This window comes from Pseudomonas sp. DE0010, from assembly GCF_007680745.1.
GTDB lineage: Bacteria > Pseudomonadota > Gammaproteobacteria > Pseudomonadales > Pseudomonadaceae > Aquipseudomonas > Aquipseudomonas parafulva_B.
This window is the reverse complement of record NZ_VEJQ01000179.1, coordinates 1-286: the sequence shown is the minus strand read 5'-3', so window position 1 is coordinate 286 and position 286 is coordinate 1. Positions and strand designations below refer to the sequence as shown.

Sequence of the window (286 nt, the reverse complement as noted above, 5' to 3'; positions counted from 1 at the left end):
GCACAGGCTTTGAGATCGTCATAGGTGGGCGCGCCAGTCTCGATGTCGATGATCCGCTCCCGTAGCAGGGATAGCCGAGACTCTGGCGCCAGATGCGACGGCCCGTCTACGATGGCGACCAGTCTCTCCAGCGCATCAAGACAGCGACCAGCAGTAAGGTCCCAGGAAAAACGGCCAGACTGCTCGAGACCGAGCCGGATCAGTTCCAGCCGGAAAACCTCGTCCTCCATAACGCGCTCTATCATCTCAGCCATGCTCGTCACGTCCAGCGGATCGAACAAGGCCC

General features: G+C 60.5%; 1 pseudogene. It reads right to left on the bottom strand.

Annotation, left to right across the window (positions count from 1 at the left end):
* Positions 1–286, bottom strand: a pseudogene (locus FS767_RS22985) (glycosyltransferase family 1 protein); the annotation flags it as partial.